Below are 14,722 nucleotides of genomic sequence, written 5' to 3' on the forward strand. Positions count from 1 at the left end.
CTGCCGGCGCCTGGTCGGCGCCGGCACCGCCCGGCGGCCCAGCCGGCCGCGCCCCGGCTCCACCGCCGCCATTCGGCGCAGGCTCGAAGTGCGAGCATGCGCAGGAGTGTCATCGTGAAACCGGCGTATTCATCCGGCGCGAGACCCAGCTCGCTTCGGCCGATCGTCGCGATCTGATAGAACAACTGGACCTGCTCCGGACTCAGCGCATCGGCGAAGCGGCGCAGATCGGCGGCTTCCGGCCATTCGTCCAGCACCGACGACGGCGCGAACTGCGCCCACGCGATCTTGTGCAGCAGGCTCGCCAGATCCTGGAGCGCCGTCGAGAACGACAGGCTGCGCAACGCCATTTCATCCGCGACGGACAGCACGGCGGCGCCGTCGCCCGCAGCGAGCGCGTCGAGCATACGGATCAGATAGCTTTGATCGAGGGCGCCGAGCATGCCGCGCACGGCTTCTTCCGTGACCTGATTGGCCGAGTATGCGATGGCCTGGTCGGTCAGCGACAGCGCGTCACGCATCGACCCGTCCGCGGCGCGCGCGAGCAAGCGCAGCGCCTGGGGCTCGTGCGGGATGTTCTCTTCGCCGAGAATGCGCTCGAGATGCGACACGATATGCCCCGCCGGCATCTGCTTCAGGTTGAACTGGAGACAGCGCGACAGCACCGTGACGGGAATTTTCTGCGGATCGGTCGTGGCGAGAATGAACTTGACGTGCGGCGGCGGCTCTTCCAGCGTCTTCAACATCGCATTGAACGCGTGGTTCGTCAGCATGTGCACTTCGTCGATCATGTAGACCTTGAAGCGCGCGTCGACGGGTGCATACACGGCGCGCTCGAGCAGCGCCGCCATTTCCTCGACGCCGCGGTTACTCGCCGCGTCCATTTCGATGTAATCGACGAAGCGCCCCTCATCGATCTCGCGACAGGCGCGGCAGACGCCGCATGGCGTGGCCGTCACGCCCGTTTCGCAGTTGAGCGCCTTCGCGAAGATTCGCGACAGCGTCGTCTTGCCGACGCCGCGCGTGCCGGTGAACAGATAGGCGTGATGCAGCCGGCCACCGTCGAGCGCGTGCGTGAGCGCGCGCACAACGTGCTCCTGTCCGACGAGCGAAGCGAAATCCTTCGGCCGCCACTTGCGTGCGAGAACTTGATAGGTCATCTGGAAATTGTATCAGCAACATCGACGCGAAAAGGCGAATCGACCGTGCGCTCGCGCGTGGCGCGACAACGCTTCGAAGGATCATTGAATTTCGCGAATCACGCGATAGGCGACACCGCGCTTCGACGGACGCGAGCACGTTGAAATACAGGGAAAACGACGAGGATGACGAGAAGACAACGAGAGAAAGCGGAAGGTGACGAGCCCGACCCTCGGCACTGGCGGAAAACGGCTGTGGCTGCTTCGTTCCCGACCTGACCAGGTTGACCGCACCTCCATGCGAGGAGGCCCGTCACGTCGCATTCTAACATCGCTTGCTGCACCGCGCGAGAGCCCAGTCGATAAAAGCCGTCAATTGCTTCGATATATACGACCCTCGCGTACTCCCTCTTGTCTTTCATCCACGCGCTCATAGATTCGGTTCGTCACGAGGAGCGCCGCTTCATGATATGCCGGCAGTCGCCGGGGCAACGCTGAAGCGGCACGAAACCCTACTGTCGGAATGCGTACTATCACGACGGGCAACGCATAGCAATTTAGGCTAAACTGACGTTCAAGTGACCCGCAAAGCCAAGCCAGTCCGCCCTCCCGAAGGTGTCCCCACGATACTCGTCGCGTCGGCTTTCATGGTTTGACCTGTGGCAAAGCGAACGGAAGGTTTTCTGAGTTTGTTGTATCGTGGCGGGCATTCAAGGCAGGCCTCGAACCGAAAGAGGTATTCACACAAATGAGCGAACACATCAAGCATATTAGCGACGCGTCGTTTGAACAGGACGTCGTCAAATCCGACAAACCCGTGCTGCTCGACTTCTGGGCGGAATGGTGCGGCCCGTGCAAGATGATCGCGCCGATCCTCGACGAAGTCGCGAAGGACTACGCGGATCGCCTGCAGATCGCCAAGATCAACGTCGACGAACACCAGTCCACGCCCGTCAAGTTCGGCGTACGCGGCATCCCCACGCTGATTCTGTTCAAGAACGGCGCGGTCGCGGCGCAGAAGGTCGGCGCCCTGTCGAAGTCGCAGCTCACCGCGTTCCTCGACGGCAATCTTTAATCCGCACACCGGCGTGCGTGCACTTGCTGCGCGCCGCCCGGCTCGCATGAAGCAGCGGCGCGCAATTAGCGCGTGCATTGGGCGAGCCGCATGATTCCTGTTGTCGCTGGACAACAATGACAACAGGAATCATGCGCCGACACCACCCAGCCGCGCAGGCTGGATTTGGCGTGTGCTATGCTAGAATCTATAAAACGTCTAAAAGACGAGTAGGTCCTTGAGCGGTTCCGCTCACTTCTCCTCCCAGATTTCATTTCAGGTCGCACCTTCTCCTGCGGGTTCTCCGTATGCATTTATCCGAGCTTAAGACTCTGCACGTGTCCCAATTGATCGAGATGGCCAATGGTCTCGAGATCGAAAGTGCGAACCGCCTGCGCAAGCAGGAACTGATGTTCGCCATTCTAAAAAAACGCGCCAAAACGGGCGAAACGATCTTCGGTGACGGCACGCTCGAAGTGCTGCCTGACGGCTTCGGTTTCCTGCGCTCTCCGGAAACCTCGTATCTCGCGAGCACGGACGACATTTACATCTCGCCGTCGCAGATTCGCCGCTTCAACCTGCATACGGGCGACACGATCGAAGGCGAAGTCCGCACGCCGAAAGATGGCGAGCGCTACTTCGCGCTGGTGAAGGTCGACAAGGTCAACGGCCAGCCGCCGGAAGCCTCGAAGCACAAGATCATGTTCGAGAACCTGACGCCGCTGCACCCGAACAAGGTGCTGCTGCTCGAACGTGAAATGCGTGGCGAGGAAAACGTCACGGGCCGCATCATCGACATGATCGCGCCCATCGGCAAGGGCCAGCGCGGCCTGCTCGTCGCGTCGCCGAAGTCCGGCAAGACCGTGATGCTTCAGCACATCGCGCATGCGATCAAGCAGAACCATCCCGACGTGATCCTGTTCGTGTTGCTGATCGACGAGCGTCCGGAAGAAGTGACGGAAATGCAGCGCTCGGTGGCGGGCGAAGTGATCGCGTCGACGTTCGACGAACCCGCCGCGCGTCACGTGCAGGTCGCCGAAATGGTGATCGAGAAAGCGAAGCGCCTCGTCGAAATGAAGAACGACGTGGTCATTCTGCTCGACTCGATCACGCGTCTCGCGCGCGCCTACAACACGGTTGTGCCCGCATCGGGCAAGGTGCTGACGGGCGGTGTCGATGCGAACGCGCTGCAGCGTCCGAAGCGCTTCTTCGGCGCGGCGCGCAATATCGAGGAAGGCGGTTCGCTGACCATCATCGGCACCGCGCTGATCGAAACGGGCAGCCGCATGGACGACGTGATCTACGAAGAGTTCAAGGGCACGGGCAACATGGAAGTGCACCTCGAACGCCGTCTCGCGGAAAAGCGCGTCTATCCGTCGATCAACCTGAACAAGTCCGGCACGCGTCGCGAAGAACTGCTGATCAAGCCCGAGATCCTGCAAAAGATCTGGGTGCTGCGCAAGTTCATCCACGATATGGACGAAGTCGAAGCGATGGAATTTCTGCTCGACAAGATCCGCCAGACAAAGAACAACGCCGAGTTCTTCGACATGATGCGTCGCGGCGGCTAACGTCCTCGCACATCGCCTCACAAACGCCTGCCCTCGCGCAGGCGTTTTTGTTTTTCTGTGCGGCGCTCGCGCGCGCATCTGCACGTACACGTTTATCTATAATGCTTCACGTCCCGCAGCAACGAAGCGTCCGCATGTCGAACGCCGACTCTCCTGCTCTGCTGACCGTGCATGACGCCGCCGACGTGATACGCGCATCGAAGCCATGTAACGTGAACTGAAGGAAGCGCAGAAGCTGAAAACCGGACTGCGCGACGATCTGGACTATGTCGAACGGCGGCTCGCGAGCGAGGGCGCCGACAAGCTGCGGGTCCAATTTTCGAACCCAGATCGCCTCGATCAACCAGGCGAACCGACACCACCGCGCGATGCTTTCGAAACTCACCCAATGGCTCGGCACGCGGCGCCGCGACCGCGCGCTGCGCACCTACGCAATCGACGACGCGCTCTGGCAAACGACGCTCGATGGCCTGCCATTTCTGTCGCATCTTGCCGCCAACGACCTCGCGCGGCTACGCGAGATGACGAGCCTCTTTCTTGCGCAGAAGGAATTCTCGACGGCGCACGAGCTCGAGCTGACGGACCAGATCACTGTCGCGATCGCCGTGCAGGCCTGCCTGCCCGTGCTGAATCTCGGGCTCGACCTGTATCGCGGCTGGGTCGGCGTGATCGTCTATCCTGGCGAGTTCGTGATCCGCAAGACGGTCGAGGACGAAGACGGCGTGGTTCATGAAGTGGAGCACGACGCGAGCGGCGAAGCGTGGGAAGGCGGCCCTGTGATCCTGTCGTGGGAGGACGCGCAGATGACGGACGGATCGGACGCGTACAACGTCGTGATCCACGAGTTCGCGCACAAGATCGACATGGTGACGGGCGAAGCCGACGGCCACCCGCCCCTTTTTCGCAAGCTGCACGCGCCGCTCGATTCCGCGCAGTGGACCGACGTGTTCGACCACGCGTACGACCAGTTCTGCGCGAAAGTGGACGCCGTACCCGAGCGCCGCTGGGCGCGCTTCGAGCGCGAATCCCTGATCGACCCCTACGCGGCTGATCATCCGTCGGAATTTTTTGCCGTCTGCAGCGAGGCGCTATTCGTGAAGCCACGCGAGTTCGAATCAGCGTATCCGGAGCTTTACCGGCTGCTCGCGCGCTATTACCGGCAGGACCCGGCGCGCACGGGCGCACTCGCCGGTCCGCCCGTGTAAGCCGTGGGACGCTGCCTCGGCCAGCCGTCCGCAGCGTGCGAAAAAACCTCCGCAACCTCGTCAAAGGACTGATTTTCTGGCATAATCGCCGTTTTTCGACCTTAGGCAAGTGGCTCGCGGTTGCGGAATTCTCCGGCTCCCGGGTTGGCTACCGCCAGACTAAAGGAAAGACCATGAAAGAAGGCATTCACCCGGATTACCGCGAAGTCCTGTTCGTCGATATGTCGAACGACTTCAAGTTCGTGACGCGCTCGACCATCCAGACGCGTGAAACGGCCGAATTCAACGGCAAGACGTACCCGCTGGCGAAGATCGAAGTGTCGTCGGAATCGCACCCGTTCTACACCGGCCAGCAAAAGATCATGGACACCGCGGGCCGTGTCGAGAAGTTCAACAAGAAGTTCGGCGCCCGCGCTTCGGGCAAGGCCGCGAAATAATATCCCGCGAAGTGGTACTGCGCGCCCTGACTTTCGTCCGGGCCGCCGCGATGCAAAAAGGGCAGCCTACGCTGCCCTTTTTTGTCGGTGAAAGGTTTCTATCGTCGCACGTGCGGGCATGGCCGCCCATGCGTGCGCGCCGGCAGGCGGATCCGCCCGGGCGCGCCTGAAAGCCAGCTTGTGACGCACAGCGCGCCGCCCGTCTACAATGCCGCATGCCTGAATCCGGGACGCCTCCTGCGCTCCACCAATAACTCAAGGCTGCCGACCGCGCAGCCCCACACGAACACCGCATGAGATCTGTCGTTCGCCTCACTGCCTCCGCCACCAGCGCGCTGCCGCGCTGGATGCTGCTTACCATCTGCGTGGTGTACGCGTCGTTCGGCCTGTTCGGGCGCGACCCGTGGAAGAACGAGGACGCAGCCGGCTTTGGCGTCATGTGGACGATGGCCAACGGCTCGCTGCACGACTGGCTGCTGCCCAATCTCGTCGGCAAATACATGACATCGGATGCGCCGCTCGGCTACTGGCTCGGCGCGAGCGCGATCCGCGTGCTCGATCCCCTCGTCGATGCGAGCAACGCGTCGCGCGTGTTCACCGGTTTGCTGTTCTGCGCCGCCTGTGCGTTTGTCTGGTACGCGGCCTATCTGCTCGGCCGCCGCCCCGAAGTGCAACCGTTCAAATATGCGTTCGGCGGCGAACCCGAGCCGCGCGACTACGGCCGTACGCTCGGCGACGGCGCGTTGCTGATCCTGCTCGCCACCTTCGGTCTCGCCGAGCGCGGCCACGAAACCACGCCGCAGATCGCGCAGTTCGTCTGCATCGCGATGCTCGTCTACGGCCTCGTGCGCATGATCGACAAACCCGTGCAGGGCGCGCTGATCTGGGGCGGCGCGATCGGCCTCGTGACGTTGACGAGCAGCCCCGTGCTGGTCGGCGCGTTGCTCATCGGCACCTTCGCGATGATGGTGATCGTCCACGAAACGCACTGGCGCACGTTGATGCTCGCGGGTCTGCCCGTCGCGCTGGCGCTGTCGGTCGTGTGGCCGCTCACCGCGATCGCCCTCTTCCCCGACGATGCCGTCTGGTTCCTCCATCAATGGATGCGCGGCAGCCTGCACGCGTTCGCGGGCCCCTACGGCTCGACCTTGCTCTACGCGATCAAGAACCTGTCGCTGTACGCCTGGCCCGCATGGCCACTCGCGATCTGGGCATGGTTCAGCTGGGCCGGGCTGCGCCGCGCGCCGCACATCGCGATTCCTCTCTCGGTGATCGCGCCGCTGCTGGTGCTCGTCGTGCTGCAAAGCCATGGGTCCAACCGGCTGTTCATCCTGCTTACGCCCGCGCTCGCCGTAATCGCCGCGTTCGCGCTACCGACGCTCAAGCGCGGCGCGATCAACGCGATCGACTGGTTCGCCGTGCTGAGCTTCACCGTGCTCGGCACGTTCGTGTGGCTGGTGTGGCTCGCGGGGATGACGGGCTACCCGCATCAGCTCGCGCGTAACCTCGCGCGGCTTGCGCCGGGTTTTTCGCCGCAATTCAAGATCCTGTCGTTCGTGTGCGCCGTGGCCGTGACCTTGTGCTGGTTCGCGCTGGTCCAATGGCGCGTCGCGCGGCATCCGAAGGTGCTGTGGCGCAGCGTCGTGTTGTCGAGCGCGGGCACGACGTTGATGTGGGTGCTGCTGATGACGCTGTGGCTGCCCGTCGTCAACTACAGCCGGACTTACAAGGACGTTGCGCAGCAGATCGCCGCGCACCTGCCCGCCGACTACAACTGCATCTCCCCCGTGCGTCTGGGCGACGCGCAGATTGCGACGTTCGCCTATTTCGGCGACATGCATTTTTCGTTCGATGACGACTGCGACGTGATCCTGCGCCAGGACACGCAAGACTTCGGCGAGCCGAGCGCGATGTCGAACTTCGTGTGGAAGCTGGTCTGGGAAGGCCGCCGCGTCGCCGACCGCGACGAACGCTTCCGCCTTTACGTACGCATCGACCGGCCGCAGCCGCCCGTGAAACGCCGCACCTGGCGTCCGAAGAAAAGCGGCTGACCATGCTCGCCGACGTACGGAAAATCGCGGCGCTCGCATGGCCCGTGCTGATCGGACAGCTCGCGATCATCGCGTTCGGCGTGATCGACACGGCGATGGTCGGGCGGTTTTCGGCGACCGATCTCGCGGCGCTCGGTCTCGGCGCATCGATCTACATCTCGGTGTACATCGGCCTAACGGGCATTCTGACGGCGCTGCAGCCGATCGCCGGTCAGCTATACGGCGCGGCGCGTTACGAGGAAATCGGCGAGGAAGTGCGTCAGGCGCTGTGGCTCGCGGCCGCCCTCGCCGTGATCGGCTTTCTGATTCTCTATTTCCCTCAGCCGCTGCTGCAACTCGCTCGCGCCCCGGAAGCGTTGCGCGCGCGCACCGTGTCGTATCTGCAGATCGTGGCGTTCGGCCTGCCCGCGAGCCTCGCGTTTCGCGTCTATAGCTCGCTCACCAACGCCGTCGGGCAGCCGCGGCTCGTGATGATCTTGCAGATCGGCGCGTTGCTGCTGAAATTGCCGCTGAACACGGTCCTGATTTTCGGCGCGTTCGGCTTGCCGGCGCTCGGCGGCCCCGGCGCGGCGCTGGCGAGCTGTCTGATCAACTGGACGCTCGCCGTCGTCGGCATGCTGGTGATGACGAAGCTCGACGTGTTCCGCCCGTTCGCGATCTTCCGGCACTTCTGCTGGCCCGTGTGGCGGCGACAGGCCGCGCAGCTGAAACTCGGCGTGCCGATGGGGCTGTCGTATCTGATCGAGGTCACGTCGTACACGTTCATGGCGCTCTTCATCGCGCGCTTCGGCACGACCACGCTCGCGGGTCATCAGATCGCGGGCAACATCGGCGCCGTGCTGTACATGACGCCGCTGTCCATCGGCATCGCGACGTCGACGCTCGTTGCGCAGGCGCTCGGCGCGCATCGCTACGAGGCTGCGCGCACGCTCGCACGGCATGGCATCGCGATGGCGGTGGCGATCGCGTGCTGCTACGGCGTGATCGTGCTCGCGCTGCGGCCGTTGATCATCGCAGGCTATACGCCGAATGCGCATGTCGCGCAGGCCGCCATGCCGCTCGTATTGATCGTCGTTTTCTACCACGTATGCGATGCGCTGCAGATAACGTCTGCGTTCGTGTTGCGGGCGTATCGCGTGGCCGTCGTGCCGACGGTGATCTATGCAGTCGCGCTCTGGGGCGTGGGATTGGGCGGCGGCTATGCTCTCGGGTTCGATGTCGGCGGATGGGTGCCCGAATCGTTCACGGGCGCGCGCGGTTTCTGGCTCGCGAACTCGGCGAGCCTGCTGATCGCGGGCATCGGGCTCGCCTTGTATCTGCGCAGAATCAGCGCGCGGTCGGTGCGCATAGGCGCCGTACAGCGGGCGGATAGCGCGGCTTAGGCGGATCGCGACGGATGGAATGCGGGTTGTCGTGTCGTTCCGCCTCTTCTTCCTGAAGGCTGGGCTTTCATGCGGACCAGGCGCCCAGCCCCGGAGAGATCCGCAACAACAGACGGTTAGTTGCATTCAATGCAATCCTCCGCCGTACACTGCCTTGGACTGCTAATCCGCCGCCTCCACCTCTTCCCTATCCCGCAACTCGAACACCTCGCGTGCGGCGAACAGCGCATTCAGCGCCGCCGGAAAGCCCGCATACACGGCCATCTGCATGAATACCTCGACGATCTCGTCGCGCGTGCAGCCGACGTTCAGCGCCGCCTCGATATGCACCTTCAGCTGCGGCTGCGCATTGCCGAGCGCAGCCAGCGCGGCGATCGTCGCGATTTCGCGTGCGCGCAGACCCAGTTGCGGCCGGCTGTACACATCGCCGAACGGAAACTCGATCAACAGCCGCGCGAAATCCGGCGCAATCGGCGCGAGCGCCGCGACCACCTTCTCCCCCGCCGTTCCGTCGATTTCCTTCAGTTTGTCCCAGCCGCGCGCATAGCGATCGTCGTGTGCATGATTCATTGCGAGTCCTTTACGAATGAGTTGTCGGCATGTCCTGTCGATGACGCTGCACGTTCGGCCGCCTCGTAGAACGCGATCTTGTCGGTGATCGCGCCGAGGTTCGCCTGCAGTTCGGCGATATGCGCCAGCACCGTATCGCGATGCTCGACCAGCATCTCGCGACGCGCGCCGAAGGTCGAATCGCCTTCGGCACGCAGCGCGGCGAACGCCTGCATGCCCGCGATCGACATCCCCGTCGCCTTCAGACGCATCACGAACTGCAGCCAGTCGAGATCGGCGGGCGAATACAGACGATGCCCGGCGTCCGTCCGGCCAATCGAGCGCAACAAGCCCGCCTGCTCGTAGTAGCGCAGCGTATGCGTGGAAACGCCGCTCGACGCGGCAACCTGACCAATGGTGAGCATTTTCGACATGACGGAACCCAGCTTAGGACTTCGAGTGCACTCTAAGTCAAGACCTTGTTTGGCGGCAATCGGGTTCAGTGCCATCGATAGCACGCGCGGTGAGGCGCCACCGACGCCTTCGACGAGTCGTCAGTAGTACGTCATCGTGAAGGTCATCGCAGAATTGGCGATCCCCGGCGAGAGCGCCCCGGTGCGATAGTAGCGAGCCATCAGTGGGATCGTGAAGGAGCCGCCCGCTCCCGTATAGCCAGTGAACGGCGTGGCCGTGCTGAGCGGAAACGGGTTCAGGCCGGTAGTTAGCAGTTGCACGCCCACGCCGGCAGCAGAGGAGCTTGCGTCCAGATCGACCACCGATTGCGCCGGGTTCACGACGTTCGTCACCGGATCGATGCGATAGCTGATGCCGTTCATCCCGCCCGGGCAGTTGTTCAGCTGGATATTCACGGGGACGGCCGTGCCCGTGCTGCCCACGTTGCGAAAATCGGTGAGCTTGCCTTTGAGCCGCACGTACACGTCCGGCGTCTGACATGCCCCTTGAATGAACTGGATCGACCCGGTGGCGATGAAGTTGAGATAGACGGGGTTTCCATCGGTGTCGAGCTGAAAGCTGACGACGTCGGCGGCCTGCACGGTTCCCGCCCGCGTGACGTTGGCGACCTTCACGAATTGCAGGGTATAGCTGTGGCCGTAATAGGTCGTGACAGGAGCGGCGTACGCAACCGAATGGGGACAGGCGTTGTCCGGGCTGCCCGCCGTCTGCGCTCGACACTTGCGCGCCGAATGGCAGCGCCTTTCCGTCGGACAGTCTTGCTTCGATGATCGCCGTGCAACCGGCGTTCTGCGTATCGAATCTCAGCTTGACGACGGCGTCAGCCGTCGGCGCGGTTTGCTGCATCGTCGACTGCAACTCGACGTTCAGCGGCAAGCCCATCGGATCGAGATCCACGCGGTTGCGCGAGAACGGCGCGAGGTTCGATGTCACCGCGTAACCGAACGGATCGAGGCGCAAGCCCGGCGAATTCATGACCTTCGCGCCGGCTGCGTCCCTCGCTTCGACGACGGCCACAGTGTTCTCCACATTCGGCGCGAGGACCACGCCGCCGCCGTACGCCAGCACGCCGCCCGTCATGCCCGCGCTGATCTGATTCGTGTTCTGCGATCGCGACACGCTGCTGTTCACGCTCGCGTACGGCGACGTGTAGGCCGCATTCGCAGCAACCGATGACGACGTCGTGCTGCCGACGTTGCGGCTGGCATTGATGCCATAGGTGAACGCGTAGTTGTCGCCCGCCGTTCCCGTGATGCCTTCCTGCAGCAACGTTCCCCCCCTGGTTGTCGCGTACTGCATGCTGGTCATCGAGCGCGGCGCATGCGCACTCGTGCCGAGCGGAATGGCGAGCGTGAGCATGATCCGGTTGTCCCACGTGTTGGTGCCCACATTGAGCTGGCGGCCAAACGAGACGCCGTAGCTCAGACGTCTGTACGTGTTGTTGTAACCCGCCTGCAACTGCGCATCCCGTCCGCCCCGGTTCCAGTAATCCTGGATCGATCCCGTCACATAGAAATTGCCGAATCCCTGCGGCAGATTCTGATTGACCTGCAGCTGCAGGCGCCCCCGTACGATGCCCGACATGACGCTCGCCTCGCCGCGCTCGTCCAGATCGCGAAGCGCCATGGCATCCGATATGTCCAGGTAGCCCTTGGTCGAATAGCGATAAGCGGCCAGCGTGAGGCTCGTGTTGGTCGGCTCCATCAGCTTGCTGTAGCTGAGCCGCACGCTCTGGCCGTAGCGGTCGGGTTGCATGCGCAGGTGCGTGCCGGATTGGGACACATCGAGGCCCAGTGCCCCGTAGTCCGTATTCAGCGCGACACCGAGCATTCCCGAGAAATAGTTTTCGGCGGCGATCAATCCGCCGTAAGCCGTCAACAGGTTCGTGAAGCCATGCTGCAACGTCGCCTGCGCCAGCAGCGGCGTACTGCGCTGCGTGGGGTGACGGTACTGGCCCACGGTGAAGCTGAGGCGCGTCGAACCGGCACGCAGCGCGTTCACCCCAGCCGCATAGGGGATCTTCGATATATGCACGCTGCCGTCGGCCTCGGTCACGACGACCTCGAGATCCGCGTTATAGCCCGACGGATACAGGTCGCTGATCTCGAACGGCCCGGGCGGCACGGTCGTCTCGTAGATGGTGTTGCCGTTCTGCCTGATCTGCACGCGCGCGTTGGAGTTGGCGATGCCGCGCACGATGGGTGCGTAGCCGCGCTGCCATTCCGGGTACATGCGCTCGTCGCTGGACAACTGGACGCCGCGAAAACCAAACGAATCGAACAGACTTCCGTCGGTATTTGCTTCGCCAATCAGCAGCTGGCTGCGCATGGGCGCGATCGAACGCGCCATGTATGTCTGCATGTTCTGGTAGTGGCGGCCGCTCTCGTCGTGGTTGAAATTGCCCTGATGATGCAGCCGCCAGGCACCGATGTTCATGACGGCGTCGAGACCCAGATAACCCTGCGTCGACGCGCGCGGGCCGCTATCCCACCGGTAGACGTTGCCGTTGTATTGCACGCGCGCAGCGTTCACGCCCTCGTCCCAGTACTTCGGATCGACGTAGCCCCGGGCGGCATGCGTCATCGCGATCTGCGGCAATGACACGTCGAGCCGTTGATCCCCCATGTCGAACGCGGCCGTTGCGCCCGGCACCAGATCGGGCAACGTGACACATTCTCCTGCCCTGTCGAGGCGCCCGGCAGCTTCCGCCGACAGCCTGCCGAGGTCCGCGCCAAGACGCTCCAGAAGATCTCTGTTCATGCAGGGCTGGACGTTGTCCGGATTGCCGTCGACCGCGCGGAGATCGACATCGAGCTTGCCTATCCAGGCGTCGTTGACATAGGTCTCGGCCCGGTAGCGGCCCGGGGTCAGCAGATTGCCCTTGCTGAAGCGGGCTACGTCCAGCGTCGTGCTGTCCGGACCGGTGAGGAACGCGTTGTTGAACCTGACCTCGGCGAGACTCGTGGTCGAGCCTGTCGCGAAGGCTTGCGGCACGACGAACATCAGCGCGACGGCGCCGATGGGACGGAGCCGCAGAAAAGCGGGATTCGATGGAACGTGGGAGAGTCGCATTTTCCTGCTGCGGGGCGTGCAAAGGACGGCCGGCCGCCTGCCGGCGCCGGCATTCATTCGTGTCAGACAAAGGGATGAGATGTCCCGGGGCGCGCACGGGCGCCCAGGGCGACGGCTACTTCGCGGTGACGGCGGCTTCGCCTTCGATCATTCCGCCGTAGTCGCTGATCGCGTGGTACTTGACGGTTGCTGGCGCATCGGCGTCGATATCGCCTTTGAGACCGAGACGGCGCGTTTCCCCCGGCGCGACCATGACGCCGTCGTCGAGCTTCGCGGACTTTGCGCCGCTGGCAAGTTCGAGCGTGGAGAACGACACGTAGTAAGGTGTCGGATTGGTCACCTCGATGGAAGGCTGCGTGCCTGCGCGAAGACGCCAGGTCAGCCTGGCGGGTGCCTGCTCCGGCGCGCCTGGCAAGCCGGCGGGACGGTAGAACAGCTTGATACTCGAACGGATGGCCAGCTGCAGCGTGTTGGGGTCCGTCGCGGGGTCCGGGGCGGGCGGCACTTCGACGACGTTCAACCAGAACACGGTTTCCTTGTCCTGAGGAAGCGCCTCGCCCGTGAAGAACAGCCGCGTGGTCTGACCTTTGTGCGGTTCGATTCGCGCGACGGGCGGCGTCGCGGTGAACGGCGCGTCCGCGTTTGCCGGTCTCGTCTTCGGGTCGCCGCGATCGATCCACACCTGTATCAGCGCGGGCTTGTCGCCTTCGTTCGACATCCTCACCGACGTTTCGCGTTCTTTGGCGTTATAGACGATCCGCGTGCCACCGATCACGACGGAGGCCTGCGCCCCGGCTGTGCCTGCCGCAGTCACGGCACACATCGCTGTGGCCAGCAGCAGCTTGATGAACTTTCCCGTCTTCATGATCGATTCCCTGCGAATTCAAAAAAGCACCCGCACGTGCACGCGCACGCACTGGTTTGCCGCGCTTACTGGTAGCTGAGCGAGTACATGACCGACGAGTTCACCGTGCCGGAAGTCGCGGCGCCACCCGTGGCGTGGTACTGGACGAAGTAGTTCAGATTTGCCGCACCGGACGAGATCGATTGAGGAATGTCACCCTGCGACGCGTCGGTCGCACCCACCTTGATGACGGTCTGGTTGCTGTTCAGGAGTTCCAGTTCGACGTTGGTCGCAGCGCCCGTCCCTGTCGCGTTGAGCAGACGGTACGTTTGCAGGTCGACGGTCGTGCCCGGCTCGAAGTACGTGTGAACCGTGCCCGTCGCGGGCGAGCAGTTGCTGAGCGCGATATTGAACGACGTACGGCCCGCCGTCTGATCGGCGGTGCCCAGCGCGGGCGCCTGTACCGTCGGCAGCTTCACGGTGAAGTCCTTGTTGCCGGTGCCGTTGCCGTTGATCTGGCAGGTCGTGTCGGTGATCTTGCCGATGAACGTGATGTTGCCGTCGCTGGCGAACGCGCCTTGCGACGCCAGGCCGATACCCGCGACGATCATGGCGAACAGGTGTTTGTTATTCATGAGAAATCGGCGCTTGCGTGAGTTGGAGAATAAAAATGGCGTGTATTTGCGATTTTTCTCACGTGATCTTTCGCTGCGCCACATACGACCAGGAGCAAATCGGAATACTGCGCGCCGAAAACATCGTGGTCGTTCCACCCCTTCAAAACGAATGGGACCACTCTTAAAAACACATACGATAAGTCATTCTAACTTTTGATATTTATCAATAATTAATCTACCCGCATCCATTCGAAATTTTGATTTTTCGCAAATTACACAACTTTCGACTCCGAATTAGTTGTCCAAATAATTATCGAAAATCCGTTC

12 protein-coding genes, 1 other RNA gene and 2 pseudogenes are annotated in these 14,722 nt (G+C 62.8%); 6 read left to right on the forward strand and 9 right to left on the reverse strand.

Annotated features, from left to right (window positions below):
- Both dnaX and ffs read right to left on the reverse strand, forming a co-directional pair.
- A pseudogene (dnaX, locus tag H3V53_RS26640) lies at positions 1-1,160 on the reverse strand (DNA polymerase III subunit gamma/tau); the annotation flags it as partial.
- Positions 1,161-1,355: 195 nt separating this feature from the next.
- Positions 1,356-1,454: signal recognition particle sRNA small type (gene ffs / locus H3V53_RS26645), an RNA gene on the reverse strand.
- 433 nt (positions 1,455-1,887) lie between these two features.
- On the opposite strand from ffs, the gene trxA reads away from it, so the two are divergent.
- Both trxA and rho read left to right on the forward strand, forming a co-directional pair.
- Positions 1,888-2,214, forward strand: coding sequence for a thioredoxin TrxA (gene trxA / locus H3V53_RS26650; protein WP_007586494.1), 327 nt, complete (start codon positions 1,888-1,890; stop codon positions 2,212-2,214).
- 287 nt (positions 2,215-2,501) lie between these two features.
- Positions 2,502-3,764: a transcription termination factor Rho gene (rho, locus tag H3V53_RS26655; RefSeq protein ID WP_012400357.1), complete on the forward strand. Its 1,263-nt coding sequence runs from the start codon at positions 2,502-2,504 to the stop codon at positions 3,762-3,764.
- 106 nt (positions 3,765-3,870) lie between these two features.
- Here rho and H3V53_RS43745 read toward each other — a convergent pair whose 3' ends face one another.
- Positions 3,871-4,149, reverse strand: coding sequence for a hypothetical protein (locus tag H3V53_RS43745; RefSeq protein ID WP_419539580.1), 279 nt, complete (start codon positions 4,147-4,149; stop codon positions 3,871-3,873).
- Between H3V53_RS43745 and H3V53_RS26665 the strand changes: the two genes are divergently transcribed.
- The 4 genes from H3V53_RS26665 (at position 4,133) to H3V53_RS26680 (ending at position 8,839) form a co-directional block, all read left to right on the forward strand.
- On the forward strand, positions 4,133-4,969 hold the full coding sequence (locus H3V53_RS26665) for a M90 family metallopeptidase (RefSeq protein WP_336600494.1): 837 nt from the start codon (positions 4,133-4,135) through the stop codon (positions 4,967-4,969). The two genes, H3V53_RS43745 and H3V53_RS26665, sit on opposite strands and share 17 nt — an antisense overlap.
- A 173-nt stretch (positions 4,970-5,142) precedes the next feature.
- Entirely contained in the window at positions 5,143-5,406 is a 264-nt protein-coding gene (locus H3V53_RS26670) for a type B 50S ribosomal protein L31 (RefSeq protein WP_054927010.1), read from the forward strand.
- A gap of 293 nt (positions 5,407-5,699) precedes the next feature.
- Positions 5,700-7,457 carry an ArnT family glycosyltransferase gene (locus H3V53_RS26675; protein WP_336600495.1) on the forward strand — a complete coding sequence of 586 codons (1,758 nt, stop codon included), beginning with the start codon at positions 5,700-5,702 and terminating at the stop codon, positions 7,455-7,457.
- A 2-nt stretch (positions 7,458-7,459) separates the two neighbouring features.
- Positions 7,460-8,839, forward strand: coding sequence for an MATE family efflux transporter (locus H3V53_RS26680; RefSeq protein WP_336600496.1), 1,380 nt, complete (start codon positions 7,460-7,462; stop codon positions 8,837-8,839).
- A gap of 162 nt (positions 8,840-9,001) precedes the next feature.
- Here H3V53_RS26680 and H3V53_RS26685 read toward each other — a convergent pair whose 3' ends face one another.
- The 6 genes and pseudogenes from H3V53_RS26685 to H3V53_RS26705 all read right to left on the reverse strand — a co-directional run bounded on the left by H3V53_RS26685 (position 9,002) and on the right by H3V53_RS26705 (position 14,413).
- Positions 9,002-9,409: a carboxymuconolactone decarboxylase family protein gene (locus H3V53_RS26685; protein ID WP_336600497.1), complete on the reverse strand. Its 408-nt coding sequence runs from the start codon at positions 9,407-9,409 to the stop codon at positions 9,002-9,004.
- Complete coding sequence (locus H3V53_RS26690; RefSeq protein WP_336600498.1) at positions 9,406-9,822, reverse strand: MerR family transcriptional regulator; 417 nt, start codon at positions 9,820-9,822, stop codon at positions 9,406-9,408. The genes H3V53_RS26685 and H3V53_RS26690 overlap by 4 nt, the downstream gene beginning before the upstream one ends.
- 120 nt (positions 9,823-9,942) lie before the next feature.
- A complete protein-coding gene (locus H3V53_RS43750; RefSeq protein WP_419539582.1) occupies positions 9,943-10,476 on the reverse strand; it encodes a fimbrial protein in 534 nt (177 codons plus the stop codon).
- 196 nt (positions 10,477-10,672) lie between these two features.
- Positions 10,673-12,991 (reverse strand): annotated as a pseudogene (locus H3V53_RS26695) (fimbria/pilus outer membrane usher protein); the annotation flags it as partial.
- A 58-nt stretch (positions 12,992-13,049) separates the two neighbouring features.
- Positions 13,050-13,799, reverse strand: coding sequence for a fimbria/pilus periplasmic chaperone (locus H3V53_RS26700; protein ID WP_336600500.1), 750 nt, complete (start codon positions 13,797-13,799; stop codon positions 13,050-13,052).
- A 65-nt stretch (positions 13,800-13,864) separates the two neighbouring features.
- Positions 13,865-14,413: a fimbrial protein gene (locus H3V53_RS26705; RefSeq protein ID WP_336600501.1), complete on the reverse strand. Its 549-nt coding sequence runs from the start codon at positions 14,411-14,413 to the stop codon at positions 13,865-13,867.
- Positions 14,414-14,722: the final 309 nt, after the last annotated feature.

Source organism: Paraburkholderia bengalensis (genome assembly GCF_037126505.1).
In the GTDB taxonomy this organism is placed as follows: Bacteria; Pseudomonadota; Gammaproteobacteria; order Burkholderiales; family Burkholderiaceae; genus Paraburkholderia; species Paraburkholderia bengalensis.